Annotated in this window: 22 protein-coding genes and 1 pseudogene; 13 read left to right on the plus strand and 10 right to left on the minus strand. The window is 66.4% G+C overall.

Annotated features, from left to right (window positions below; translation table 11 throughout):
* Positions 1–4: 4 nt before the first annotated feature.
* The 3 genes from FB464_RS16200 to FB464_RS16210 all read left to right on the plus strand — a co-directional run bounded on the left by FB464_RS16200 (position 5) and on the right by FB464_RS16210 (position 2,484).
* Positions 5–583, plus strand: coding sequence for an HtaA domain-containing protein (locus FB464_RS16200; RefSeq protein ID WP_170152003.1), 579 nt, complete (start codon positions 5–7; stop codon positions 581–583).
* A 99-nt stretch (positions 584–682) separates the two neighbouring features.
* Positions 683–1,657, plus strand: a complete 975-nt coding sequence (locus FB464_RS16205) for an aldo/keto reductase (RefSeq protein ID WP_116416113.1) — start codon at positions 683–685, stop codon at positions 1,655–1,657.
* Positions 1,654–2,484, plus strand: coding sequence for a creatininase family protein (locus FB464_RS16210; protein WP_246093103.1), 831 nt, complete (start codon positions 1,654–1,656; stop codon positions 2,482–2,484). The genes FB464_RS16205 and FB464_RS16210 overlap by 4 nt, the downstream gene beginning before the upstream one ends.
* 193 nt (positions 2,485–2,677) lie before the next feature.
* On the opposite strand, the gene FB464_RS16215 is transcribed toward FB464_RS16210, so the two are convergent.
* The 5 genes from FB464_RS16215 to FB464_RS16235 form a co-directional block, all read right to left on the minus strand.
* A complete protein-coding gene (locus FB464_RS16215) occupies positions 2,678–3,934 on the minus strand; it encodes an ADP-dependent glucokinase/phosphofructokinase (protein WP_246093104.1) in 1,257 nt (418 codons plus the stop codon).
* Between the two features lie 4 nt (positions 3,935–3,938).
* Positions 3,939–4,790, minus strand: coding sequence for a ketose-bisphosphate aldolase (locus FB464_RS16220; RefSeq protein ID WP_246093105.1), 852 nt, complete (start codon positions 4,788–4,790; stop codon positions 3,939–3,941).
* Between the two features lie 93 nt (positions 4,791–4,883).
* Positions 4,884–5,822, minus strand: coding sequence for a carbohydrate ABC transporter permease (locus FB464_RS16225; RefSeq protein WP_116416111.1), 939 nt, complete (start codon positions 5,820–5,822; stop codon positions 4,884–4,886).
* A 2-nt stretch (positions 5,823–5,824) separates the two neighbouring features.
* On the minus strand, positions 5,825–6,745 hold the full coding sequence (locus tag FB464_RS16230; protein ID WP_116416110.1) for a carbohydrate ABC transporter permease: 921 nt from the start codon (positions 6,743–6,745) through the stop codon (positions 5,825–5,827).
* Positions 6,746–6,840: 95 nt separating this feature from the next.
* A complete protein-coding gene (locus FB464_RS16235; protein WP_116416759.1) occupies positions 6,841–8,124 on the minus strand; it encodes an ABC transporter substrate-binding protein in 1,284 nt (427 codons plus the stop codon).
* 190 nt (positions 8,125–8,314) lie between these two features.
* Between FB464_RS16235 and FB464_RS16240 the strand changes: the two genes are divergently transcribed.
* Positions 8,315–9,154: a DeoR/GlpR family DNA-binding transcription regulator gene (locus FB464_RS16240; RefSeq protein WP_116416109.1), complete on the plus strand. Its 840-nt coding sequence runs from the start codon at positions 8,315–8,317 to the stop codon at positions 9,152–9,154.
* Positions 9,155–9,419: 265 nt separating this feature from the next.
* Here the strand turns inward: FB464_RS16240 and FB464_RS16245 are convergent, their stop codons facing one another.
* Complete coding sequence (locus FB464_RS16245) at positions 9,420–10,199, minus strand: hypothetical protein (protein ID WP_116416108.1); 780 nt, start codon at positions 10,197–10,199, stop codon at positions 9,420–9,422.
* Positions 10,200–10,425: 226 nt separating this feature from the next.
* Between FB464_RS16245 and FB464_RS16250 the strand changes: the two are divergent.
* Positions 10,426–10,638, plus strand: a pseudogene (locus FB464_RS16250) (DNA/RNA non-specific endonuclease); the annotation flags it as partial.
* 208 nt (positions 10,639–10,846) lie between these two features.
* Complete coding sequence (locus FB464_RS16255) at positions 10,847–12,838, plus strand: ATP-binding protein (RefSeq protein ID WP_116416106.1); 1,992 nt, start codon at positions 10,847–10,849, stop codon at positions 12,836–12,838.
* 363 nt (positions 12,839–13,201) lie between these two features.
* Here the strand turns inward: FB464_RS16255 and FB464_RS16260 are convergent, their stop codons facing one another.
* The 3 genes from FB464_RS16260 to nirB are packed head-to-tail and all read right to left on the minus strand — an operon-like array spanning position 13,202 to position 17,750.
* On the minus strand, positions 13,202–14,380 hold the full coding sequence (locus FB464_RS16260) for a uroporphyrinogen-III synthase (RefSeq protein WP_116416758.1): 1,179 nt from the start codon (positions 14,378–14,380) through the stop codon (positions 13,202–13,204).
* A gap of 5 nt (positions 14,381–14,385) precedes the next feature.
* Positions 14,386–15,162, minus strand: coding sequence for a uroporphyrinogen-III C-methyltransferase (gene cobA, locus FB464_RS16265; protein ID WP_116416105.1), 777 nt, complete (start codon positions 15,160–15,162; stop codon positions 14,386–14,388).
* The gene (gene nirB, locus FB464_RS16270; protein ID WP_246093106.1) at positions 15,159–17,750 is read right to left on the minus strand and encodes a nitrite reductase large subunit NirB; all 2,592 of its coding nucleotides are present in this window, start codon (positions 17,748–17,750) and stop codon (positions 15,159–15,161) included. The genes cobA and nirB overlap by 4 nt, the downstream gene beginning before the upstream one ends.
* Before the next feature lie 160 nt (positions 17,751–17,910).
* On the opposite strand from nirB, the gene nirD reads away from it, so the two are divergent.
* From nirD to FB464_RS16285, 3 genes are all read left to right on the plus strand, one after another.
* The gene (nirD, locus tag FB464_RS16275; protein WP_116416103.1) at positions 17,911–18,234 is read left to right on the plus strand and encodes a nitrite reductase small subunit NirD; all 324 of its coding nucleotides are present in this window, start codon (positions 17,911–17,913) and stop codon (positions 18,232–18,234) included.
* Positions 18,231–18,992: a sirohydrochlorin chelatase gene (locus FB464_RS16280; protein WP_246093107.1), complete on the plus strand. Its 762-nt coding sequence runs from the start codon at positions 18,231–18,233 to the stop codon at positions 18,990–18,992. The genes nirD and FB464_RS16280 overlap by 4 nt, the downstream gene beginning before the upstream one ends.
* A 130-nt stretch (positions 18,993–19,122) precedes the next feature.
* Positions 19,123–20,376, plus strand: coding sequence for an NADH:flavin oxidoreductase/NADH oxidase (locus FB464_RS16285; RefSeq protein ID WP_116416102.1), 1,254 nt, complete (start codon positions 19,123–19,125; stop codon positions 20,374–20,376).
* A gap of 393 nt (positions 20,377–20,769) precedes the next feature.
* On the opposite strand, the gene FB464_RS16290 is transcribed toward FB464_RS16285, so the two are convergent.
* Positions 20,770–21,861 (minus strand): medium chain dehydrogenase/reductase family protein, encoded by a 1,092-nt coding sequence (locus FB464_RS16290; RefSeq protein WP_211327419.1) that lies wholly within the window; start codon positions 21,859–21,861, stop codon positions 20,770–20,772.
* Positions 21,862–21,929: 68 nt separating this feature from the next.
* Between FB464_RS16290 and FB464_RS16295 the strand changes: the two genes are divergently transcribed.
* The 4 genes from FB464_RS16295 (at position 21,930) to FB464_RS16310 (ending at position 26,564) form a co-directional block, all read left to right on the plus strand.
* Positions 21,930–22,658, plus strand: coding sequence for a TetR/AcrR family transcriptional regulator (locus FB464_RS16295; protein WP_116416101.1), 729 nt, complete (start codon positions 21,930–21,932; stop codon positions 22,656–22,658).
* A gap of 55 nt (positions 22,659–22,713) precedes the next feature.
* Positions 22,714–24,150, plus strand: coding sequence for an MFS transporter (locus FB464_RS16300; RefSeq protein ID WP_246093108.1), 1,437 nt, complete (start codon positions 22,714–22,716; stop codon positions 24,148–24,150).
* Positions 24,151–24,341: 191 nt separating this feature from the next.
* Positions 24,342–25,394, plus strand: a complete 1,053-nt coding sequence (locus tag FB464_RS16305; RefSeq protein WP_116416100.1) for a sugar ABC transporter substrate-binding protein — start codon at positions 24,342–24,344, stop codon at positions 25,392–25,394.
* Positions 25,395–25,490: 96 nt separating this feature from the next.
* A complete protein-coding gene (locus FB464_RS16310; protein ID WP_116416099.1) occupies positions 25,491–26,564 on the plus strand; it encodes an ABC transporter permease in 1,074 nt (357 codons plus the stop codon).

Below are 26,564 nucleotides of genomic sequence, written 5' to 3' on the forward strand. Positions count from 1 at the left end.
GCTGGTGGCTCCTGGTGCAGGTGTCACCGCACCCGCGCAGGGCGCCCGCCTCGCGCAGGGCGCCCGCCCCGCGCAGGGCGCCCGCCTCGAGTGGGCCGTCAAGGCGAGCTTCGTGGCCTACGTCGAGGCGCTGCCCGACGGGAAGGTCGAGACGTTCGGCGGGGCGGCGCGCGCGGCCGACGGCCGGTTCCTGTTCGCGGCAGCCGGGGGCACTGAAGGCGACCTCGCCTTCACCGGCACCCTGCGTTTCTCGGGCCACCACGGCGTTCTGGATGTTCTGCTCTCCGATCCGCGCATCGAGACCGTCGGCGGCCTGGCCGCCCTGACGATCGCCGTCGGCGCCGAGCGGGTGCACATCGCCACGATCGGGCATCTCGAGGCGGGGACGCCCGGCACGGGCATCCATTCGTCTGAAGGCGCTGCGGCCCGCGCGGACACCCTCACCGCTGCCACCCTCACCGGCACGGGTGTCACCGCGACCGACGACGGCGCGCACCTGCTCGGCGGCGTCTACTCCGCCGGCACCCCCCTCGACGACCTCGTCATCCTGCGCGTGGCCGCCCCGGCCCCCGCGCTGGCCTGATGCCCCCCTGGCGCGACCGTCCTGACCCAACCGTCTTGACCCACCCCCTGACCCAACTGTCCTGACCCACCACCCCGACTCCCTCGAAAGGCACCTCCCATGCACTACAGAACGTTCGGCCGCACCGGCTGGCAGGTCAGCGAGATCTCGTTCGGCGCCTGGCAGCTCGGCGGCCAGTGGGGCACCGTCGACGACGAAGAATCGATCGGCGCGCTGCTGCAGGCCTACGAGCAGGGCATCAACTTCGTCGACACCGCCGAGCTCTACGGCGCCGGGCACAGCGAGGAGGTCATCGGCGAGTCCCTCCGTCGCTGGCAGGGCGACAAGGTCTACGTCGCCACGAAGATCCAGCCGCTCCGCTGGCCCGACCCCGACGACGACGCTCCTCTCATGCGCGGCCGCTACCCCGAGTGGTACCTCCGGGAGGGAGTGGATGCCGCACTCACCCGCCTCGGTGTAGAACGCCTCGACCTGCTCCAGTTGCACTGCTGGGCGCCCTCCGCGCTCACCTCGCTCGACTGGCTCGAGACCCTGAACGCCCTGCGCGTCGAGGGCAAAGTTGACCGCGTCGGTGTCTCGCTCCGCGACTACCGCCCCGATGAGGGAGTGGATGTCGCGGCCCTCGGCCTCGTCGACTCCATCCAGGTCATCTTCAACCTCTTCGAGCAGCGCCCCACCGAACGCCTCTTCCCCGCCAGTGCCGCCAGCGACACCGCCATCATCGACCGGGTCGCGTTCGACTCCGGCTCGCTCTCCGGCCTCTGGACGCCCGCGACCTACGACTCCTGGGAGGAGGGCTCGCAGCAGAAGGAGATGTTCCGGGGCGAGCGGTTCACCGAGACCTACGAACGGGTCGAAGCGCTGAAGAGACTGGTCTCGCCGTACTACTCCTCGCTCGCGGAGGCCGCGGTGAAGTACGTTCTGTCGTCGCCCGAGGTGTCGACGGTCATCGCGGGGATGAGCAGCAGCCGCAACATCTCGCGGAACGTCGGCTACTCGGACGGCCTGCCGTTCCCCGAGGAGTTGCGTGCGCAGCTGGCCGACCACGCCTGGATCCGGAACTACTACCAGTGACGGTCATCCCACCGGCTGTCGGGTCTTCGTCCGGCGCTGCCGGCGCTGGCGGTGCTGTCGGCGCTGATGCTGGGGCGGCGCCGGACGCGCTCGAGGTGCCGCCGGGCGCCCCCGAGGTGCGCGCTGAGCGCCTGAGCCCCGCCGAGCTCGACGTCGCCATCGCGGCCGCACCCCTCGCCTACCTGCCGCTCGGAACCCTCGAGTTCCACGGCCCGCACCTCCCCATCGGCCTCGACGCTATGAACGCCAAAGCGCTCTGCGAAGCGGCGGCACTCCTCACCGGAGGAATCGTGCTGCCGGTCGTCTACCAGGGCACCGGGGGCGGCCACGGCGACTATCCGTGGACGATCATGATGCCCGGCCCCGAGGCGATCGTCTCGCACCTCGAGTCGACGCTGGCGCGCCTCGACTCCTTCGGAGTGCGCACCGCCATGGTCTTCACCGGCCACTTCGCCGACGAGCAGCTGGACATGGTCGACGACCTCACCGCCCGCTGGAACGCCGGCCCCTCCCCGCTCCGCGTCGTCGGCACCGGTGTCAACCGATGCCCCGACGCACCCCTCCCGCCCGACCACGCCGGCGCCTTCGAGAGCACTCTGCTCGCCGCCACCGAGCCCGCCCTCGTGCACCTCGACCGTCTTCCGGCTCTGGATGCCCACCCCTCGCCCGACCCCGCCGGAGACCCCTTCGGCACCCACCGTCACGACCCCGCCCATCCGCTCTGGGGCGTGTTCGGCCCCGATCCCCGCCCCGCCGACCTGTCCGCGGCGCCCGCGTTGCTCGCGCACCTCGCCGGCTGGCTGGCTGCCCTGGCCCGTCCCGCCTGAGCGCCGCCCACCCGGAGTCCCCCCCCCCCCCCGGAGTCGCCGCCCACCCGGCGCCGCCGCCCACCCGGAATCCGGTGGGCACTTTGGGCCCCAAAATGGGAATTTTGGGGCCCAAGTCGCCCACTCGACTGCTCCTGCGCGTGCGTCTTCTCCTCCCGGCCATCCCCGGCCACCGCCGGCCGCCCCGAGTGGGTCAGACCGCGCGGCCGCGCCGGAGTGCCGCGATGAATCCGCCCACGAACGAGTCCCCGAGGCCGATCGTGGTGGGGGAGGGGTCGTCGAGCTGGAACCCCGGGATGCAGACGGCGCCGGGCAGCAGCTCACGCAGCGCCGCAGCCACCGCGACCCCGGCCGGGTTCTGGCGCTCTCCGGCCATCCCCTCATAGTCGGCCAGCGTGAAACCGTCGCCGAAACGGTAGCGGGTGCTGGCCATCAGGATGCCGCCGCGAAGCGCCTCGCGGTAGCCGGCTGCATCTGAGGCTGCACCCGAGGCTGCATCTGAGGCTGGAGCGGTATCCGAAGCCGAGCCGGCATCGCCGCCCATCACCACGGACCAGTACTTCGTGTGCACCACCAGGTGGCGGGCCGGAATGAGCGTGCCGATGTCCACCAGGGCGGCGTGCACCGCCGACGGGTCGAGCAGGTCGACCGTGCGGCCGAGGTGGTTCTCGAGTTCGTCCTCGTTCATCGAGTAGACGTCGATCGTGTCGAGCAGCGCGGCAAGCACCCGCGCGGTGAACTCCGGCCGGTGGAAGCCCGAATCCTCGTAGAAGACGGTGGCGCCGTCGGGCAGGCAGGCCATCGCCGCCCGAAGCTCACCGAGGCGCTCGTCGAGGGCCGCGGCATCCTGCATCGAATTGAACCCGGAGACGAGGAAGAGTGTCGCCTGCCGCAACGCCGCCGGCAACTCGGCGCTCAGGTAGAGGGTCTGGTTGGGCGGGTCGTTCGAGTAGATCAGCCGGTTGGCGTGACTGGCCGCCAGCACTGCACCTCCGACACGCACTCGCGCTCCGACAGGGAACTGGATGATCAGGTGCGGGTCTGTCGAATCGTCTGCCGCGCTGCTGATGTAGCCGCTGCCGGGCGGCAGGAGCCGGCGCACGTGGTCGTCGATGCTCACGAGGTGCAGCGTGCTCGTGACGCCGAGCACCTCCATCGCGAGCGCGGCCCGCACGCCCGTGCCGCCGAGGGTCACGCGGCTGGTGAAACGCGCGGCGAACGTTTCGACGATGCCGGAGGAGGCGACGAAGCGCTCTCCTCCGGAACCGGTCTGGAGGAACGCCAGCACCGAGACGACGAGGTCCCGTTCGCTGGCGATCGGATGCCGCGTGGTGAGCTCCGAGACCGTGACGCCGTATTCGACGGCTAGGTGTTCGAGCACGGCGGAGTCCCAGTCGATCTCGTAGTCGACGGTGCCGCCGAGGCCCAGGACGGTTTCGGAGCTCACCATGCGACTAGTACAGCTCGGCCTTGCCGGCGGCTTCGAACAGGTCGATCTTGTGGGCGGCGACCTTCTTCATGGCGGCGATGGCGGGCGGCTGGATGGTGTTCGGCTCGCGCAGGCCCTTGTTCTCGAGTTCCTTCCGCATCGCGTCATGGTACGCCGCTTTGATGTCGCTGGAGATGTTGATCTTGTTGACGCCGTACTTGACGGCCTCCGCGATCTCCGAGTCGGGGTTGTTCGAGCCGCCGTGCAGCACGAGGGGGATGGGCAGCAGCGCTTTGATCTCCTGCAGCAGGTCGATGCGGAGTTTCGGCTCGAGGTCGGCCGGGTACAGGCCGTGGCTGGTTCCGATGGCGATGGCGAGGCTGTCCACGCCGGTCTGCTTGACGAAGTCGACGGCCTCCGAGGGAACCGTGTAGATGATCTCGCCGCCCTCTTCGGCTTCTTCGTCGAGTTTGCCGATCGTGCCGAGCTCACCTTCGACCGAGAGGCCGACGTCGTGGGCCGTGTCGACGACGCGCTTGGTGACGGCCACGTTCTCGTCGAAGGGCCGCATCGACATGTCGATCATCACCGAGGTGAAGCCGGCCTGGATCGCGGTGAGCATCTGCTCGTACGATCCGCCGTGGTCCCAGTGGATCGCCACCGGGATGCTCGACTTGTGGGCCCGCTCGCGGATCGCCAGGATGGCTTCCACTCCGAGGTGGCTGACCTCGTCCGGGTGGATCGCGATGATCATCGGCGCGTTCTTCTCTTCGCTGATCTCGAAGAGGCCGTTCATCATGGCGTAGTCGCTGACGTTGAACGCCGGAATCGCGAAGTTGTGTTCGTTTGCGACGGCGAGCAGGTCTTTACCGGTCATCAGCATTGTGGGTACTTCTCCTTGTTGGGTGGTGGTGCGGGTGGATGGAGGGTTTGGGGGAGCGGCGGCGGGCCAGGCGACGGATGCCGCGGCTCAGCTCTTGACGGAGCCGGAGGTGAGGCCGCCGATGAAGTAGCGCTGGAAGATGAGGAAGAGCAGGAGCACAGGGATGCTGCCCATGATCGAGATGGCCATCATCTGGTTCCACTCGTAGGAGTTCTGCCCGATGAGCAGCTGGATCCCCACCGGCACCGTACGGAGGTCGTTGGTGCGCGTCAGGGTCAGCGCGAACAGGTATTCGTTCCACGAGATCATGAAGGTGTACACCGCGACCGAGACGATGCCGGGCACCGAGATCGGCACCAGGATGCGCCAGAGCGCCGTCCACGCGCCGGCCCCGTCGACCTTGACGGCCTCGTCGAGCTCCTTGGGCAGGGTGTTGAAGTATGCGGTCATCATGATGATCGCGTAGGGCAGCGTGAACACGATGTAGGTCAGGATCAGGCCCGCGTACGTGTTGTAGAGGCCGAGCGTCACCATCAGGCCGAAGAACGGGATGATCAGGGCGATCGGTGGCACGGCCTGGGTGCCGATGATGATGACGTTCATCACCCGCTTGCCCCGGAACTCGTACCGGCTGAACGCGTAGGCCGCCATGATGGCGAACAGCACGGTCAGCGCGGTCACCGACAGGGCGACGATGTAGCTGTTGATGAAGAAGCGGATCTCCTCCGGGTCGTTCAGCACGGCGAGGTAGGCGTCGAAGCTGAAACCCTGGGTGATGATCTGCGGCGGGTAGGCGAAGATCTCGGTGTTCGTCTTGAAACTGCTGATGAGCATCCAGAACACGGGGAAGCCGGCGAAGACGGCTCCGGCGAGCAGGCCGAGGAGGAGGCCGAGGCGCAACCCGATCTTGCGGGGGGCGCGGTGCACCGTGATGGCCGCGGCGCCGCTTCCGCCTCCTTTGGCGGGCCCGTCGGTGCGGGCATCCGTGGCCCTGGCGTTCTTGCGGGTGGTCGTGATGGTGGCCATGATCAGCTCTCCGATCGCTGTGAACGCACGTAGAAGACGGCGACGATGAGCGAGAAGACCAGCACGATCACTGCGCTCGCCGAAGCGGCCGAGAAGTCGAAGCCCGTGAAGGCGAGCTTGTAGGTGACGGTGCTCAGCATCTCGGTGACGCTGATGGGGCCACCTCCCGTGGTGAGCCAGATGAGCGCGAACTGCTGGGTGGTCCAGAGCACGTCGAGCATGGCCATCGAGATGATGATCGGGCGCAGCTGCGGCAGCGTCACGTTCAGAAACTGCTGGAATCCGGATGCGCCGTCGACGCGCGCCGCCTCATAGAGGTCGGCGGGTACGCCCTGGAGTCCCGCGAGGAGGCTGATCATGAAGAAGGGGTAGCCCGCCCAGATGTTCATCACGGTCACGGCGAGCAGTGCGGAGGAGGGGTCACCGAACCAGGCGATCGGGCTGCCGGTGAGGTGCACCGACTGGAGCAGGTAGTTGATGACGCCCTGCGGGTCGAGCAGCAGTCGCCAGAGCACCGCGATGATGGCGGCGGTGAAGAGCCACGGGAGGATGTAGATCACCCGGAAGACGGCCCGCGGCACCGCGCCGATCAGCTTCGAGTTGAGCATCAGCGAAAAGCCGAGGCCGATGAGGAGGTGGGCGACGACACTCGAGACGGTGAACACCAGCGTGTTGAGGGCGGCGTTCCAGAATTCCGGGTCGGTGAGCAGGGTGATGTAGTTGGTGAGGCCCGCGAACGAGGCGTTCTTGGTGGTGATCGCGCCGTCGGAGACCGAGTAGCCGATGACCAGGATGATCGGAACGACCATCAGCGCGATCAGGAGGATCGCGGTGGGAGCGACGAAGCCGTAGGGGGCGGACTTGGCCGCCAGGCGTGCCGATCCGAACCGGGACGGTGTGCGTCCCGTTCGCAGAGCTGTCATAGTCGTACTTCTTTCAGGAGGGAGGGTCGTGCCACATCCGCCATGGGGGTGATGGATGTGGCACGACCGGTCTGCATCGAGGTCTGGCAGGGGGCCTAGAAGGCCTTGGACCAGCTCGCCTGAGTGGTGGAGAGCATGTCGCTCACGCTCCCGTCGCCGTTGAGCGTCTTCTGGAACTCGGTGTCGAAGTCGCGCATCAGCTGGTCTGAGGTGGGCAGACCGACGAACTCGTTCGCGGGGTATCCGGCCTGGTAGATCTTGAAGGCCTCTTCGTACAGCGGGTCGGATCCGGTGAAGTCGGGCGTCGCCGTGCTGTTCGCCGGGAAGCCGTGCGCGAGGCTCGAGATGTTGGCGTTGACGTCTTTGCTCATCATGTACTGCACGAACTTCCATGCCTCAGCCTTGTGCGCCGAGTTGTTCGAGACGCCGATGCCCCACGAGGCGAACGGGATGCCGCGCTTGCCGGTGTAACCGTCTTCTGCGGGAATCGCCGAGATGCTGAACTTCAGGTCGGGGTTGGCCTTGCGAATGGTGGTGATGTGGGCGAGGGAGTCGACCATCATCCCGACCTGTCCGTTGGTGAACTGGGTCACCTTGTCGGGCTCCTGCAGGGTGAACGTGCCGTCGGCCACGACCTTCGCGTCGTAGAGCGACTTCACGTAGTCGACCGCGCTCTTCACGCCGTCGTTGGTGAGGTCGGGCTTGCCGTCTTTCAGCATGCTGCCGCCGGATGCCCAGAGCCACGACATCACGTCGTTCTGAACGCCGTTCGGGTTGGTGGTTCCGAGCGGGAGGATCCAGCCCTTCGCGGAGGTCTTCGCGGTGACCGCCTCGGCGTCGGTCAGGAACTCGCTCCGGGTCGCCGGGGGAGTGGTGACGCCGGCCTGCGCCAGCAGCGTGTCGTTCGTGAAGAGCGGGTAGACGAAGTTCACGACAGGGATCGCGTAGGTCGACCCGTCGATCTGCACCTGGCTGGAGAGCTGGCTCGCATCGTAGTTCGACGACTTCATCTCGTCGCTGAGGTTGTCGAGCGCGCCCTGCTTGACAAGGTTGTTCACCCAGGCCCCGTCGAGGCCGACCACGTCGGACAGGGTGCCGGAGACGCCTGCAGTGGTGGTCTGGTCCTGCAGGGAGGAGTACGGCTGTGTGAGGAGCTTGACCGTGATGTTCGGGTTCGCGGTCTGGAAGTCGTCCACGATCTTCTGCAGGTCGCCGTCGGGGAGTTCGGATCCCCACCACTGCGAGAACTCGATCGTCACCTTGCCGTCGGCGCTGGTGGAACTGCCACTGCTGCTGCAGCCGGCGGTGAGGAGGACAGCCGTCGTCGCGAGGGCCAGCCCTGCGAGCTTGACCCGACGGCCTCGAGCAACGTTGCTCATGTTCATCCAATCTTCAGTGATTGCTTAGTGTTACGGGAAAGTGCTGTTTTATGCGCTTATCAGCGTGATCCGATGGTAATGCGCGCCGCATCTCGCGTCAACATGAATTTTGCGGCACAAGTATGCATACATTTCGGGTATGGGGCGCACAAATACGCGAAAGCCTGCGACCATCTGCTAGACATGCTCTGTGGGCGACAGGCAGAGCACCGAGAATTCCCTGCAACCCGTGCGCCTGCCGGCCGGGCGGAAGGCCGAGATCGCCGCCTTCGTCGCCGAGGTCGACCAGGTCACCGTCGCCATGCTGTCCGCCCGTTTCGGGGTCTCCTCCGACACCATCCGCCGCGACCTCGACCAGCTCGACGCCGACGGAATCGTCGTGCGCACCCACGGCGGAGCGGTCAGCCGCTCGGCCATGGTCGTCACCGAGAAGAAGCTCGACGTGCGCATGCAACTGCACACCACGGCCAAGGAGAAGATCGGCGAACTAGCCGCAACCCTCGTCGACGACGCCTCCGTCATCATGATCAACGCCGGCACGACCTGCCTCGCCCTCGCCCGGCACCTCCGCAACCACCGCGAGCTGACCATCGCGACCAACAACCTGCGCATCCCCGCCGAGGTCTCACCGAAGGCCGTGAACGACCTCTACCTCTTCGGCGGCGCCGTGCGCTTCGCCGGCCAGTCGACCGTCGGCCCCGTGAGCTTCCGCGTCACCGGCCGCTCCACCGACCTCGAACTGCGCTGCGACCTCGCCCTCATCTCCGTCGGCGCCGTGTCGGCAGACGGCGGCTACTCCACCAGCAACGTCAGCGAAGCCGTCATGATGGGCGAGATGATCGCCCGCGCGACCCGCGTCGCCATCCTCGCCGACTCCTCCAAATTCGGCGCCCCCCTCTTCGCCCAGGTCGCCGCCCTCGGCGCCGCCGACTACCTCGTCACCGACCAGGAGCCGCCCCCCGAGCTCGCCGATGCCCTGCAGCGCCACGGCGTGAAGGTGCTGCTGCCGCCTGCGGCGCCCGCGGTCTGACGCTGCCGTGCAGACGCGGAATGTTTCGTGAGCCTTTGACCGGATGGCTGGATGATCAGCTACAGCTGCCAAATTTGTCCGCTCAGCCGCCGCAAGCCGATATTGGATATTATGTCAAGAGGCTGATTTTAAGATTCGCAGAAGGCGCGAAGACTGCAAGACGCAAAAGCTAGGGCTCGAGGACCGGCCGGGCTTATGCACCACCACCGGTCTCGGCACATCTCTGTGTGGCGGGGTGCGCATTACAGCTATGGCGCGGTGCAACTCATCGCTTGACGGGCACCCGGCGAACCTCCACGAGTTTGTCACCCTCAGCCAGGCCGTCGACAGCTTCCTGCGGTACTGCCGCCTTAGTCTCCAGAGCCAGCGTAATCGCCGCGGGCAACTGTTGAACGGAAAGCCGGTCAAACGTGCTGGTTAGCTCTCGCTGGAAGTCGTACTTCACGTGCGTGTTCAACAAGATCTGTTTTTGCTCGTCGATGAAAGCCTCGGCTGCTATGACAGCGAGCCGTCGTTGACTCGCTTCCTCCGGGCTCATGCTCGCCCGGTATTGATCGAATGCTTCGTCTATGACTCGCGAGAATTCTTCGGGCGCCTTCTTGCTTAGGTCGGCAAGGTAGCTCGTAGCGGCCTGGGCTTCGCTCGGCACGGGTAGTTCCGCTGACCTAGCTAACTTTCGCAACTGCCTGCGCTGTAGCGCCGGGCGTACCGTCTCAACCCACCATCTGCGAACACGCGGCATCGCCTTCTCATGAATGAAGACCGCGAGCTTGGTCAGTGCCACTAGCAACGCCAGCACGTCCGCGATCATCTGTTCGCGTTCTTCTGCCGTCATGGGTTCTTGTTCAGGCTGGGACAAATACTCGTAAACGTATTCATCGTGGTCCCCTGCCCTGGCGTCCTGGAAGAGTTCGGGCGGCCCGAGGAGCTTGCCCGTCTCGATGTCAAACAGGAGCGCTCGCTTGTTTCCGGCGGTGTCCTTAGACTCCGCCAGATACGCGCCCTTTGGCACTCGGACTCGGTAGGTTTCGCCGTCGTCAGTCATCGTCTTCTCCGTGTGTCGACGCTCTGTGCCGTTTGACCCTGCCGGTCTTCACAATGCTGCCCCCGCCGCCGCATTCAACTCTATAGAAGTGCGCCGACATGGCCCGAGCTGTGAATCGCTTACGCTGCCCGTCGTCGCATCGAAGTGGAGCCGGTGAGGACGTTCTGCGGGGCGCTAGCCTCATACTGCTTAGATTTCGCTACGCCCGGCGAGCACCATCGGCTACATCCCCGCGAATGAGCAGGCCGGCCCGGAGCTGTACGCTCGCAACGACCTCGACCGCGGCCACCAGGTCCGCCGTCGCGACCCCGTCTGGGGAGACCTTGCCACCGCGACCGCCGCGAACCACGCCACGTTCGTGTACACCAACGCTGCACCCCAAGCCGGGGAGTTCAACCAATCCGCTGAACTCTGGGCAGGCTTAGAAAACTACGTCCTCAACTAGCAACTGGGGGTGTCTGCGCGAACTTGAAGCCATCGTCACGGCCTTGATTCGGCAGTGGAATCAGGATCATCCATTGCTTTTCAACTGAGGCTGGAGTTGCAAAGTGGAAAGCCTGAGAGTCAAGATCACTCCGTACCCGGCGAGGCGAGCGACCACGCCGCCCTCAAGCCGAGGAACCGGTACCTCATGCCATGCTGTGCTTATGGAGAATCTCGACGTCGTCGTGGAGCAAGCGCATCTCGTCACACTCGCCAAAACACCCAGAGTTGCGCTGGCCGAGCTGGTCTGGAACGCGATCGATGCGGACGCCACGAACATCGCACTTGACGTGGAGTTCGGTGCATTGGGTGGCCCTGAAAAGATCACCGTGATCGATAACGGTACGGGTATTGCACCCGACGATCGCAAACAGACCTTTGGAGCCCTGGGACATTCTTGGAAGCGTCTCACCCAGCAGAGTCTCGGTGGCCGCGCCCTACACGGGAAGCGCGGCGAAGGTCGGTGGGCCGCACTGGGAATCGGCGATTCGGTCCGCTGGACGAGTGTCGCCGAAAGCACGGCAGACGGTCGAGTACGGTTCACCATTTCTGCGAACAAGGCAGAACTAAAGCGATTTGCCGTCTCAGACCTATCGCCCGCCCTCGACGCCGAAACTGGCGTCACCGTCGAGATTGCCGCGCTGTCCCAGCGCGGCGCTGCGTATGCCGAATCAGACGCAGTGGTCGAAGATCTCTTGACGACCTTCGCTCTGCACATCGAGCAGTACGGACTTGACCTGTCCTGGCGCAGGCAACATCTCGATGTCGAAGCGCTCAAGAAAGACCAGGTCGACATCCCGGTCCTCGTTGAAGGTGTTGACGGCTCAATCACTCTCACAGTGATCGAGTGGAAGTCTGCCGTGCAGCGGCATCTGTACCTCTGCGATGCTGCAGGAAACTCACTGCACGACATGAAGCCAGGTATCCAGGCTCCGGGCTATCACTTCACCGGATATGTGAAATGGGCGGGTTTCGCCGCCGATGCCGACCTGCTGACTCTCGAAGACGGTGCACCTGAGCCTATTAAGTCAGTCCTCGACGCGACTCGTGAGGCGTTGAAAACGCATTTCGCATCGAAAGAAGAAGAGCGCTCCGCCAAGCTCATCAAGCAGTGGCGCGACGAGGATTCGTATCCTTTCCGGAAGCCTCCAAAGAACAAGATTGAAGAGGCCGCACGCGGCATCTTCGACATCGTCGCAGTCGCGGCAGCTCCCGTGGTTGAGAAATCTGACTTCGCGTCACGCAAGTTCTCGCTGGAACTGCTGAAGAACGCAGTCGAGACGAGCCCGTCCAGCATTCGACACATTCTTGAGGAGGTTCTTAACCTCCCTCCGGAGCAAGCTAACGAGCTCAGTGATCTCATCAAAAAGACTTCCCTCGGAGCATTACTGCGCGCGGGCAACCAGGTCCTGGGTCGCCTCGAATTTCTGACCGGCCTCGAACAGATCATTAACGATCGCCAGCTGAAGAAATTAGTGACCGAGCGCCGCCAGCTCCACCGCATCCTCGCCGAAGAAACATGGGTGTTCCGCGAGGAGTACGCGCTTACTGTCGACGACAACACACTTCGCACTGCCCTCAGGTCACATACCGGGTTGTTAGGGCGGGATGATCTCACTCCTGGCGATTTGGACGAGCCTGTGGTCGACTCGGATGGACGAGTGATCGTTGTCGACATGATGCTCAGCCGTGTCATCGAACAGTCACGAAACCACCGCGAGCACATTGTGATCGAACTCAAGCGTCCGTCCGTGTCGATCGGGAAGCATCAACTTGATCAGATTGAGAACTATGCCCAGACCGTAGCCAGCGACAATCGCTTTGCTGCGGTCCAGACGACCTGGGAATTCTGGATAGTGGGCGACGAGATCGATCCGCGCATCAAGCACAAGTTTGGGCAGGGCAATCTGCCAGAGGACGTGTATCAGGATTACTCCGAAGACGGTAGGCGCGTCACTATCCGGGCGGTCACTTGGGCTCGCATCATTCAGGACGCACGTCATCGGATGAAGTTCGTGAAGGATGCACTCGGCTACGACCCAGACTCGGAAGCCAGCATCAACTATCTACGTGAACGCCACGGAAAGGTTCTGCCGTCTGTCTTTATGCCCAAAGCCTCGGCAAATGACGAGAACGAAGGCGCTTTTTCTGTCTGAGGCCGCGCACGATCCAGTCGTTATCCTCTAGGACAGCCCGGACAAGATCTCGGGGTTAAGTTCGTTCAAGGCGGTCAGCAGAGTGCCTTGAAAACCTAAAGGTTTTTGAGGCGTCTCAGGTCGGCGCCTCCGTGATGTCTACGTCTTGCCGTTCTGGTGTTGTACGACGATTCGGCGGCTCGCCGAGCAGAGCGCTATGGGTTTGTGAGACACCGGCGTCCTTCCCTTCAACGGAGTGTTCTTCAGCGGTCTCCGCGCGGTAATCGTGAAATTTTTGTCAAAAAGCTGCTGTAGTACGTGTTTCGTTCTGGTCTTCTTGCCAGCCCGCAACCTGTCCGCGACCAACCGTTAAGGTTGTTCGAACTAGATCGCGAGCCGGTAACCGCGCTTGATTACTGTTTCGACGAGCGCGGGCTGTGTGAGATTCTGCCTCAGCCTGCTCAGCGCGACTTCCAACGCATGGTCGTCGAGCATCGTGGGAGTGGAGGCCGCCAGGCTCACGCGGGGAACAACGTCGCCGCCGGCCGCAGCCAGAGTTCGGAGCAGCGCGAGCGAGGTCGGCGGCAGCACCGACCTCGTGCCGTCGAGCAGCACCACCGCGCCGCGGAGCTCGAGAAGTCCGTGCCGGGTCTGGAGCTGCGTGACGCGGTGCTGTTCGAGGTGGTCGCAGACGAGTTTGATCAGCGCGCCGAGGCGGAACCGCTGAGGCTGGATGACCGGGATCCCGAGCGCGATGAGGGGTTCCGCGGTGACCGGTCCCACGGCTGCCGCCAGGACGGCCGACCGGAACCCCCCGGCCACCTCGTTCAGTCTGCCGAGCGCTTCGGCGGTGCTGATGAGTGCGTGCACAGCCGGCGCGCTCGTGAACGTGACCGCGTCGAGTTGCTGTCCCGCGATGGCCTCGATGAGACGCTCGACCCGCGGATCGGTGGTGTCGGGGCTCAGCCAGCGGTAGGGCGCGACGGTGAGCACCCGGTGCCCTGCGGCGCGCAGCCGGTCGAGTTGGTGTTCGTCGGTGTAGCCGTGCAGCTGGATGGCGACGGTCTGCGGGCTCGAGAAGTCGTTCAGAGTCTTCGTCACGAGACTCGCGGTGGTCTCCTGGTCGCTCATGCCCGTGTCATTGAGTCCAGCCGCGCGGATGCCGCCCCGAGCCTTCGGCCCGCGCACCAGGATGGTCGTGTCCTTCAGGGCGTCGAGCAGCTCGTCGCCGAGGCCATCGGCGTCGGCGACTTCGAACCATCGGCGGATGCCATACGACGTCGTCGCCAGCAGAACGTCGGGCCGGGCGGCGATCATGGCGCGAGTGTCGGCCAGGATGGGTTCGTCATCGACCCGGTCGGCCATCTTCAGGGTGGGCGCGTGGAGCACGGTCGCCCCCCGGCGCTTCAGCGCGTCGATGAGGTCTTCTGATCGGCGATCGCTCGTCACCCCGATGCGGAAGCCGTCGAGCTGGTCGAAGCGGAACCCGACGGGGGCGGCATCCGTGGCCGGAGCACCGGCGGGAGCCGCCCCTGCCTCGGCGCGACCACTGTCCTCGGCCACGCGGATCACTCCGCCGGGACGAGCAGCGCCGCCGTGTTCAGAACAGCAGCCGCATCGGCATGCTCCAGTCGGGCATATGCAACCACTTCACCGATCACCAGAACGGCCGGAGAGGTGACGCTCGCCGCAGCTGCGTCGTAGACGACCCGGTCGAGGATGGAGAAAATCGAGCGCTGGTCTGCGGTGTACCCGCGTTCGATGATCGCGATCGGTGTCGCCGCGCGAAGTCCGTGCCGGATCAGTCCCTGGGTGATCTGGGGCAGGTTGGAGACCCCCATCAGAACCACGATCGTGCTGGCGAGCCCGGCCAGGCCGGCCAGCTCAGTCTCGCTGAGCGGCGCGTGGCCCGACACGACGGTGAACATGCGGCTGACGTCGCGGTGCGTCACGGCGATGCCGGCGGCTGCCGGAACGGCCACAGCGCTCGAGACGCCCGGCACCACTGTCACCTCGATTCCCGCCGCACGGCAGGCCATCACCTCTTCGCCACCGCGGCCGAAGACGAACGGGTCGCCGCCTTTGAGACGCACGACGCACGATCCCTGCAGTGCGTGCTCGACCAGCAACCGTTCGATGTCGGCCTGGGGAATCGGATGGTGCCCGGGAGTCTTGCCGACGTCGATGAGCAGAGCGTGCGGAGCGAACTCGCTCAGCCGAGCGTGCGGTGCGAGCCTGTCGTAGAGCACGACATCGGCCGATCCCAGAGCCTTCACGGCACCGAGCGTGAGCAGGTCTTCAGAACCCGGCCCACCGCCGACGAGGATGACGCGGCCGCGGCTCATGCGCCCTCGCGAACGGGGATCCGTGTCCCGGCCAGCAGGACGCCCTTGCCCTCGGCCCGCTCGGCATCGGTCGGCGGCCGGGACTGGCCCCGTTCGGCGACCCGGAGGTGGCTCGGGTCGGCCTCGTGCGGGGCGTTGACGAACGTGCGGAACCGGCGGAGCCGTTCCGGGTCCTTCAGGGTGGCAGCCCATTCGTCCTCGTAGTTGTCGATGTGCCTGGCCATCGCCGACTCGAGCTCGTCGGCCAGGCCGAGTGAATCGTTGACGACCACGTCGTACACGTGGGCGAGGCCGCCCTCGATCTCCTCCATCCACCGGGCCGTGCGCTGCAGCCGGTCCCCGGTGCGGATGTAGTACATCATGAAGCGGTCGATGTAGCGCACCAGCGTCTCGTCGTCGATGTCTCCGACGAGCAGTTGACCGTGGGTCGGCTGGTAGCCGCCGTTGCCCCCGACATACATGTTCCAGCCCTGGTCGGTGGCGATGATACCGACATCCTTGCCCCGGGCCTCGGCGCATTCACGCGCGCACCCCGAGACGCCGAACTTGAACTTGTGGGGGGCACGAAGGCCCCGGTACCGCAGTTCGAGGCGCACGGCCATGGCGACAGCATCCTGAACGCCGAACCGGCACCAGGTCGAGCCGACGCAGCTCTTCACGTTCCGGAGCGCCTTGCCGTAGGCCTGGCCCGACTCGAACCCGGCGTCGACGAGGCGGCGCCAGATGTCGGGCAGTTGGTCGAGGCGGGCCCCGAACATGTCGATCCGCTGGCCGCCGGTGATCTTCGTGTAGAGCCCGAAATCGATGGCGACCTGGGCGATGACAGCGAGCTTCTGCGGTGTCACCTCACCCCCGGGCATCCGCGGCACGACGGAGTAGGAGCCGTCACGCTGCAGGTTCGCGAGGGCACGGTCGTTGGTGTCCTGAAGGCCCGCGCGCCCATCGCCGAGAATGTAGCCCTGGTGCTGGCTGGCGATGATGGATGCGATGACCGGCTTGCAGATGTCGCACCCGCGCCCGGTTCCATACGTCGAGATGATCTCCTCGAATGAGGTCAGGCCGGTCACCCGCACAGTCTCGAAGAGTTCCTGCCGCGAGAGGGGGAAGTGCTCGCAGAGAGCCTTCGACACCGTGCGGCCCGACTTCACCAGCTCCGTTTCGAGGATCTTCTTCACGAGGGGCACGCAGGATCCGCACTGCGTGCCGGCTCGGCTGCACGTCTTCAAGGCGCCGAGCTCGGTGCACGGCTCTCCGTCGGGGGTGCCGATGCCGGCGACCGCCTCGCGGATGGTGTGCGCCGCCACGTTGTTGCACGAGCAGACGAGCGCCGCGTCGGGCAGTTCCGTACTGACTGGCCCGTCGCCACCCGCCGCGCTCAGATACGCGCCGGGTTCGTCGGCGAGCACGGCGCCGAGCAGCGGCCGCAGCAGGGAGTACGGGCTGGCATCGCCCACGAAGACACCGCCGAGCAGCGTCTTGGCGTCGTCGGTCACCACGAGCTTCTGGTAGACCCCGCGCACGGGATCGGCATAGACCACTTCGAGTGCACCCACCGTCGCACCGAGCGCATCGCCGAAGCTCGCGACGTCGACACCGGCGAGCTTCAATTTGGTCGCGTCGTCGACCGTGGTGAACTCGGCCCCACCGCCGAGGATGCGGTCGGCCGCCACCTCGGCCATCGCATTGGCCGGAGCGACGAGCCCGGTGCAACGACCCTCGAAAGAGGCGACCTCACCGATCGCGAAGACGTCTGGGGCCGATGATCGGCAGTCGGTTCCGATGACGACGCCGCCCCGCGGCCCGAGTTCGAGCCCTGCCTCGGCAGCCAGCTCGTCCCGGGGCCTGATCCCGATGGCGAAGACGACGAGGTCGGCCTCGAGGCGCTGCCCGTTGTTCAGCCGCACGCCCACCACGGTGCTACCGTCGGCGGCGAGTTGGATGTCGCGGGGCCGGGTTCCGAGGTGGAGCGCGATGCCTTTGCTGTCGATGACCCGCCCCAACGCCTGGCCGGCGCCCTGGTCGAGTTGTGCAGACATCAGCCACGGCCCGGAGTGCACGAGAGCGGATTTCGCTCCGAGGGCCACCAGCCCGCCGGCCGCCTCAAGTCCGAGCAGTCCGCCGCCTGCGACCACAGCGCGCGGCGGACGACCCAGCGCGTCTGCCAGCCGGGCGACTTCGGCGCGCAGCCAGTCGACGTCGTCGATGGTGCGGTAGACGCGGATCTGTTCGGCACCGGGGATGTCGGGCACCGGCGCCGACGATCCGGTAGCCAGCACGAGCTGGTCGAACGGCAGACGCTGGCCGTCGCTCGTCTCGACGATGTGCCCGATCGGATCGATCGAGGTTGCAGAGATCCCTGACAGCACACGCACATGATCGGGATGCCATTCCGTCTGCGCCTGGAGTGACAGGTCGATCTCCGCATGCAGCCGTTGGCTGAGCGCCACCCGGTCATAGGGCGCGTGCGTCTCCTCGGAGATCACCGTGATCCGCACAGCCAGCTCGGGGTCGCGTGCACGAAGGGCGTCCGCGGCACGGTGGCCGGCAGGGCCTCCACCGATGATGATGATCTCGCGGGTCGTCGACATGTATTCGAGGCTACGTTCGCGGCATGACGCCGTCGTTTCTCTCATGTGACGGTCGCGTGACAGACACCCCTCACTCCGAACCGGTCACTGTGAGGCCCGTTTCACGCGCGCGTAACAGGGCAGCGCGCCAGCCGTAACACAGCCGTCGTAGCGTCGGATCATGACCTGGACCACCGCCTGCGCCACCGCCGAACTCGAGCCGCTCTGGGGCGAGACCGTTCTGCTCGACGGCCACCAGATCGCGCTCATCAAGATCTCCGACGATGAGCTCTACGCCGTCGGCAACCAGGACCCCCACACCGGCGCCTTCGTGATGGCCAGGGGCATCGTCGGCTCCCGCGGCGACGTCCCCACGATCGCCTCGCCGCTGCACAAAGAGGTCTACGACCTCCGAACCGGTGCCGGGCTGTCTCATCCGGACTTGCGGATCGAGAGCTATCCGAGCCGGGTGGTCGACGGCATGGTCGAGGTGCACCTCCCGTGAGCGCGCCCCTGGCAATCGATCCGCCGGCGCTCCTCGCGATCTCCCACGGCACATCGTCGACGATCGGCCAGCGCGCCGTGGCTGCACTCGTCGATGCGGTGGCGATCGGATGCCCGGTCACCGCCCTGCCCGGGCATGTCGACGTGCAGCAGCCCGACGTTCCCACTGTGCTCTCCTCTCTGCCCCGAGGCCGGGCCGCCGTGATCGTGCCCCTGTTGCTGAGTGCAGGGTTCCATGTTCACGTCGACCTGGTGAACGATGCGTCCGTCGACGACCGCATCGTGACCGTCGCCCGTGCTCTGGGGCCCGACGACCGTCTCGTTCGTGTGCTCGCCCGACGCCTCGGTCAGGCGGGCCTCCTCCCTGACGACGCCGTCGTGCTCGGCTGCGCCGGGTCGAGCGATTCGCGCGCCGTCGACGACTGCTTCGAGATGGCCCGCCGCCTCGGAGTGGTGCTGCATCGGCCGGTGACGGTCGGATTCATCAGCGCCTCCGCACCCGCACTGCCCTCCGCCATCGCCGAAGCGCGACGGCTGAACCCGGGCCGCAGGGTGGTCGTCAGCACCTATCTGCTCGCCCCGGGGTACTTCAACGACCTCGCCCACGCGATGGATGCCGATCTGGCCACCGACCCGCTGCTGGTGCAGGATGCCGCGGCGCCACCCGAGATCGTCTCGATCGTGCTCGATCGCTACGCCGAGTCCGCCGCCGAAACCGCTGCCAGGCAGAGACCTCACACGCGCCTCGTGGCCTCGTGAGCAGAACGTTACCGGGCGGCAATCGCCACGAAACCGCCGCCGGTGGTTGCCGATGGTCGACTGTGACCACGACCCACCCACGCTCCGCCCCATCCTCTCCTCACACTCACCCGCTCTCGAAAGGAACCCGATGCCGAATCTCTTCACCCCCTACACGCTGAAAGGCGTCACGCTGCGGAACCGCATCGCGATGTCGCCGATGACCATGTACCGCTCCACCGATGGGAAGCTCGACGACTTCCACCTGATGTACCTCGGGGCCCGCGCGGCCGGCGGCTTCGGTCTCGTGTTCCCCGAACAGATCGCCATCACCCCTGACGGGCGCACCACCACCCACTGCGCCGGTCTCTACAACGACGATCAGATCGAGGGCCACAAGCGCACCGTCGACATGATCAAATCGATGGGCGGCGTAGCCGCCATCCAACTCGGCCACACCGGCCGCAAAGGCAGCCTCGTCACCCCCTGGGAAGGCGGGCACATGCTTCCCCCGGAGCACGAAGCCGGCTGGGAGACCCGCGCGCCCTCCGCGATCGCCTACGGCGGGGACATGCCCTACGTGCCCCGCGCACTCACCGTCGAGGAGATCGCGCAGCTGATGCAGGACTATGCAGACACGGCAGCGCGGGCGGTCGAAGCCGGCTACGAGTGGATCGAGATGCACTTCGCCCACGGCTACCTCGGCAGCGAGTTCTTCTCCCCCCTCGCCAACCAGCGCACCGACCAGTACGGCGGCAGCCTCGAGAACCGCACCCGCTTCCACCTCGAAGCGCTCGACGCCGTGCGCGCGGTGCTGCCCGACCGCATCCCCCTCACCATGCGCCTCGGCATCGACGACCTGCACCCTGACGGCGTCACCGTGGACGAGTCCGTGACCGCGATCGGCTGGATGAAAGACCACGGCCTCGACCTGGCCGACCTGAGTATCGGATTCAACACCGACAACATGAGCGGCGACATCCCGATCGGCGTGCTCGGCGGCATGGTCAAGAACGCCACGCGCGTCAAAGAGGAGGTGGGCATTCCAGTCGCCACCAGCTGGAACCTCGGGCAGCCCGAGATCGCCAACCGCGTCATCGAAGAGAACCTGCTAGACCTCGTCTACCTCGGCCGCCCGGCCCTGGCGAACGCGCACTGGCCGGTCTACGCGGCCCGCGTGCTGGGCTACGCCGACCCCTTCAGCCTGGTGCCCGAGGACTGGGCCTGGTGGCTCCGCAACCTCCGCGGTGCCGATGAAGCCATCGGCTGGCCCGCCGCCACCAACGGCGCCTCCCTCACCCAGGTCGCCGGAGTCGCCGCATCGGCCCCGGTCATCGAAGAGTCGCCGGCCCCCGTGAGCATCGACTTCGCCGAGGAGCGCGAAGAAGAGCTCGAGGTCGCCTGACCTCCAGGCTGATAAACAATGAAGGCTCGAGCCCCCGGGAGGGCTCGAGCCTTCATTGTCTTACCGCAGACGGGTCCCAGTTGAGGAGCTATTGAAGCTTGCGTGTCGATCCTCGGGTCGACTAAGACTCGTAACCAGTGCCCCAGAAAGGTAAGGTTTTCGAGACACAGGACGTGACTGTGGGATGCCGTGCTGAAACGTGTTGTTTTGCAGGAGCCGTGTGTCTAGAAAACTCGTCTTGCTGCACTCGGTGTCTTGTCCCTGATTGGGAGGGTTATTGAGACGCAGGTCGGCGTTTCATTGAACGCCGGGCAGCACCGCGATGGATATGGGCTGGGTGTAGGAGACGACCGTCATGGCGTTGGGGGGACCCGTCGCGCCGGTGCGGGGGCGTCAGGGCAGCAGGATCACCTTTCCGTTCAGGGTGCGGGACTCGGCGAGGGCGAGGGCGGCGGCGGCTTCGGTGAGGGGGAAGCGGGCGGCGATGTTGGCGGCGATGGTGCCGGTGCGGAGGAGCTCGAAGACGTGACTGAGGTCCTCTTCGAGATGACGACGGAAGCGGGCGGGGCGGAACCGGTGGCCCGCCCACAGGTCGTAGAAGGTGGCCTTCTTGCCGTTGGGCAGGGCGCTCCAGAGCATGGCCTTGCCGATGGCTTTCATGAACGGGAGGAGGAGGGGGCCGTCTCCGGCGGCGTCCTTCAGGATGGCGTAGGTCACCAGGGTTCCGCCGCGGCGGAGGAGCGAGAACGAGAGGGCGGTGTTGTCGCCGCCGATGTTGTCGAAGACTGCGGCGACGCCGGCGGGGGAGTGCTGGCGCACGAGAGTGGCCAGGTTCGGGTCGGCGTAGTCGACGGGGATGACGCCGGCGCGAAGGAGCGCATCGTGGTGGCGGGGGGAGGCGGCGTCGATGACGGTGACGCCGTGGTGCTTTGCGAGTTGGAGGAGGATGCCGCCCACCCCTCCGTTTGCGCCGAAGACGAGGATGGTCTGGCCGGGCTCGACCTTCGCAGTGCGGTGAAGCATCTGCCAGGCGGTGACGCCGTTGACGACGACGGTTTCGGCGTCCTCTGGGGTGATTCCGTCGGGCACGAGGATGCTGTCGCGGGCCTCGACGACGACGTGGGTCGCCCATCCGCCGGTCTTGGTCATGGTCGCCATCCGCTTGCCGATCAGTTGCTGGTCACCGCCGGGACCGACGGCGAGAACGCGGCCGACGAGGTCGTAACCGGGGGTGAAGGGGAAGGCGGGCTGGCCGAAGTAGCGGCCACGACGCATGGACTGCTCGGCAAAGGAGATTCCGGTGGCCTCCATCTGCACGAGGAGTTGGCCAGCGGCGGCCGTCGGGGTCTGGCCGGTGGCGAGCTGAAGGCCCGACGGGTCGACCAGGCCGGGCAGCACCACCCGGGTGGTCGTGGTGGGAAGGAGTGTGTCTGAGGGGATCATGGTCATCTTCCGGATCGTCACCACATCGTGGCGAGCTGTCACGAAGTTAGTGGTCTTCACATTAGTGAAGGCCTGTTACTCTGTCAATAACACTTCGGAAGGGTGGCGGCATGAGTTCGACGGCCAGGCCCACAAGGCGCGATGAGCGGCGAGCCCAGACGGTGCAGGAGATCAAGCAGCTCGCCATGGAACAGATCAGGGTGGGCGGCCCCGACGCCGTGTCCCTGAGCGGGATCGTGCGCGAGATGTCGATGTCGCCCGCAGCGGTGTACCGGTACTTCGCGAACCGGGATGCCCTCCTGGCCGACCTCGTCGTCGATGCCTACGACGAGCTGGCCGACTACCTCACGGATCTGGGAGGCGCGCAGGGGTCGCCGGAAGGGCGGTTGGGTGCCGTACTCCGCGGCAGCCGAACGTGGGCCCTCGAGCATCCGAATGCCTATCGGTTGATCTTCCAGACCAGCATCGGCTCCGGCAAGGATTTCGCTGCGGACCGCACCATCCCCGCGGCATCCCGGAGCATGACGGTGATCATCGGCGCCCTGGCGGGAGTGGCCGGGCACGCGACATCCAAGCCCGCGACATCCGGGCCCGCAGGCAGCGGCACGCCCGTGAGCGCAGAGGTGACCGAGACCTTCCGCGTCTGGGCGGAGCGCTCGGGTCTGACCGAATTCCCCGCCGACGTTCTGATGCTCGGGTTCCTCACCTGGACGAGGGTGCACGGAATCATCAGCCTCGAACTCGGCGGCCACCTCGCGGCCACCGGCATCGGCGCCGAGGTCATCTTCGAGACCGAGGTGGCGAACATCCGCTCGCAGGCGGAGCGCCTGCCCCGGTGACGCGTGAGCCTGTTCGGTGCGTGGAGGACGGCGGAGACTGGCAGACTCACATGCTGTGACGTCGCCCCGAACATCCAGGAACCTCGCGCTGCTGGTCGCGGGCACGTTCTTCATGGAGAACCTCGACGGCACGATCGTCACGACGGCGGCGCCCGCCATCGGCAGCTCGCTCGGCGTGAGCCCTTCGGCGGTGGGCGTGACGATCACCGCGTACCTGCTCACGCTGGCGGTGCTGGTGCCGATCAGCGGCTGGATCACGCGGCGGTTCGGCGCCCGCCGGGTGTTCGTGCTCGCGATCGTGGTGTTCACGGTCGGCTCGATCCTCTGCGCGCTGAGCGCCGACCTGCTGCAGCTGACCGCTTTCCGGGTGCTGCAGGCGGCGGGCGGCGCGATGATGGTGCCGGTCGGCCGGCTCGTGGTTCTGGGGGCGACAGAGCGGAAGGATGTGCTGCGGGCCATCGCGCTGCTCACCTGGCCGGCGCTCGCGGCCCCCGTGATCGCGCCGCTGGCCGGGGGCATCATCGTCACGGTCGCGTCGTGGCACTGGATCTTCCTCATCAACGTGCCCCTCGGGGCTGTCGCGATCGTCGCCGCGCTCCGGCTGATGCCGCGCACGGCCCGCGAGGGCTCCGAGCGGCTCGACTGGCTGGGGTTCGTGTTGATCGGGCTGGGCCTCGGCCTGCTCGTGGGGGCCGGTTCGGCGCTCGCTGACGGTGCGGCCGTGGCCGACGGCACGGCGGGTGGGATGTTCGTGCCGATCGCCGCGGCGGCAGGGGCTGCGCTGACCATCCTGGCCGTGCTGCATCTGCTCCGCGCCCGGCATCCGCTGCTCGACCTCCGCGCGCTCGGGATACCGAGCCTCCGGGTGTCGAACGCGGGCGGATCCGTCTTCCGGCTGACGATCAGCGCCATGCCCTTCCTGCTGCCGCTGCTCTTCCAGGAGAGCTTCGGCCTGACGCCGGTGCTGTCGGGAACGCTCGTGCTGTTCCTGTTCGTCGGCAACCTCGCGATCAAACCGGCGACGACGGGGCTGATCCGGCGGTTCGGGTTCCGGGCGGTGATCGTGGCGGCGACCGGGGGAGCGGCGCTCAGCATGTTCCTCACGGCCACGCTCGGCGGCGACACCCCGCTCGGGCTGATCATCGTGCTGATGGTGTTCAGCGGGGTGGTGCGCTCGGTCGGTTTCACGGCCTACAACTCGATCGCCTTCGCCGATGTGCCGGCCGGGGCGATGACCGAGGTGAACACGCTGACGTCGACGCTGCAGCAGCTGGCCGCGGGGCTCGGGGTGGCCGTGGGCGCGCTGGCGCTGAGGTTCGGCGAGGTGGTGCAGGCGGCGGGGGCGTCTGCCGCCGCTCCGGATGCCGCACCGGCGTTCGGCGCGTACCCGTTCGCTTTCGTGCTGCTGGGCATCCTGACTCTCGTGGCCACCGTCGAGGCGCTGCGTGCGCCCGCCACGATCGGCGCGGGGATCCGCCCGCCCCGCTCCTAGCTGCATTCGGCCCTGGGCCATCGATTCCGCGACCGAGCAGAGGTCACGATCGGGTAACGACGTAAGTATGTCTTGACATTCTAACGAAGGCGAACATACGATCAGCACACCCTGGTGTTAGCAAAGCAGCTATCCGTTCGGTCGCAATGCAGCTACCCCGATGACTCAAAGGAAAGGAGCCCAGGGAAATAATGACGTTCTCCAAGCTCTCCAAGCCCCAAGGCCTCACCCGCAAGCGCCTGCGCAACGTGCTGTTGGTTGCACCAGCAGTCGTCGCCATGGCAGCCCTCGCCGGCTGCTCCCCCCAGAACGGCGGCACTGCCGCCTCGACGGGTTCCGCCGACGACTCCAATGTGAACCTCGTCGTCATCGGCGGTGCGTCGGATGACGTGTTCTTCTCGACGGTCAAGCGCGGCATCGACGACGCGGCCAAGGTGCCCGAGGCATCCGGTGCGAAGGTCACCTACCTCGCGCTGAAGAACTACGACAACCTCGGCCCGGATGTGGCCCAGCTCATCACCAACGCGCTCGGCATGAAGCCCAGCGCCATCGCCGTACCCGACTGGGTGCCGACCGCTGAGGACCCGGCGATCCAGTCGGTCATCGCCGCGGGCATCCCCGTCGTCATCTACAACGCCGGAACGTGGGACCAGGCCGACAAGCTCGGCGCGATGACCTACATCGGCACCGACGAGTACCTCGCGGGCAAGGCTGCCGGCGAAGCGCTCGGCAAGGCCGGATCTAAGAGTGCTGTCTGCGTCAACACGGTTCCCGGCTCGACGAACCTCGAAGACCGCTGCTCCGGTGTCAAAGACGGCATGACGGAGTCCGGCGGAACATCCGAGCAGCTCGCCCTCCCCGCGACGAGCTTCGGCAACGCCACGGCCGTGACCCAGGCCATCAAGTCGAACCTGCAGCAGAACACCGCGACAGACGCCATCGTCACCGTCGGCGGTTCCGACTCCGAGGCTGCCTTCGCCGCCCTCACGCAGGCCGGCTCGAGCGCCAAGTTCATCACCTTCGGCAACTCGACGACGGTGGATGAGCGCATCCAGGCCGGCACGCAGCTGGCCTTCATCGACCAGCAGCCGTACGCGCAGGGCTTCTACAGCGTCTCCGCCATGTGGCAGTACGTCGCCTACGGCCTCGAGCTGCCGACCAAGCCGATCCTCACCGGCCCGGCCGTCATCACGAAGGACAATGTCGCCGCTGTCGTCAGCGGTTCGCAGGCCGGCGTCCGCTGACCCTCGCTCCACCCGGGTGCCGGGCCCTCCACCAGGGCCCGGCACCATCCCCACCTCGCTAGCCCCACACCCTTTTCACGTTAGGAAACAGGACACATGGCAATCGCCGCTCCCTCGGAGGTGAAGACAACCAGGCCGGTTGCCGCACCGCCCGCCCCCCGCAACCAGACGTCGTTCGGCCGGCTGTCCCGTCGTCCTGAGACGGGCGCCCTCGCCGGAACCGTGCTGGTCTTCGTGATCTTCACCGTTCTGGGTGGCTCGAACTTCGTCTCCATCGGCGGTGTCGCCAGCTGGATGAACGTCGCTGCCGAGCTCGCCATCATCGCCCTCCCCGTGGGCCTGTTGATGATCGCCGGCGAACTCGACCTCTCGGTGGGCTCTGTGCTCGCCGCCAGCTCGATGACCATGGCCATCGTGTCGGGTACCTACGGCGCCCCGATGATCGTCGGTATCGTCGCGGCCCTCGCCGTCGGCGCGGCCGCCGGGTTCATCAACGGCCTCATCGTCTCCCGCACCAACGTGCCGTCGTTCGTCGTGACGCTCGGCATGAACTTCGGCCTGGCCGGCATCACCCTCGGCCTCTCCCGCCTGATCACGGGCACCACGAACGTTCCGCTCGACCCGGGCCCCTTCTTCAAGGGCCTGTTCGGCAGCCTCCTCGGCGGCCAGTTCGAGGTCGCCATCTTCTGGGCCATCGGCGTCGCACTCGTGATCGTCTGGCTGCTGCAGATGACGCCCTTCGGCAACTGGGTCTTCGCGATCGGCGGCGACAAGGAGAGCGCGCGCGCAACCGGCATCCCGGTCACCCGCGTCAAGATCTCCCTGTTCATGATGAGTGCGATCGGCGCTGCGCTGGTCGGCATCATCCAGACCTGCCTCTACAACGGAGCGCAGACCTCCACCGGCCAGTCGTTCGTGTTCAACTCGATCATCGCGGCGGTCATCGGCGGCGTGCTGCTCACCGGTGGCTACGGCTCCGTGCCCGGCATCATCCTCGGCACGCTCACCTTCGCCATCGTGAGCCAGGGCATCTACACGACCTCGCTGAGCTCCGACTGGGCCAGCTTCATCCTCGGCGCCCTCCTGCTGGCTGCCGTGCTCATGAACAACACGTTCCGCAAGCTCGCTCTCTCCAGCGGCGTGCGGGCCCCGAAGACGAAGAAGGCGTAG

The organism is Subtercola boreus, from assembly GCF_006716115.1.
Taxonomy (GTDB): domain Bacteria; phylum Actinomycetota; class Actinomycetes; order Actinomycetales; family Microbacteriaceae; genus Subtercola; species Subtercola boreus.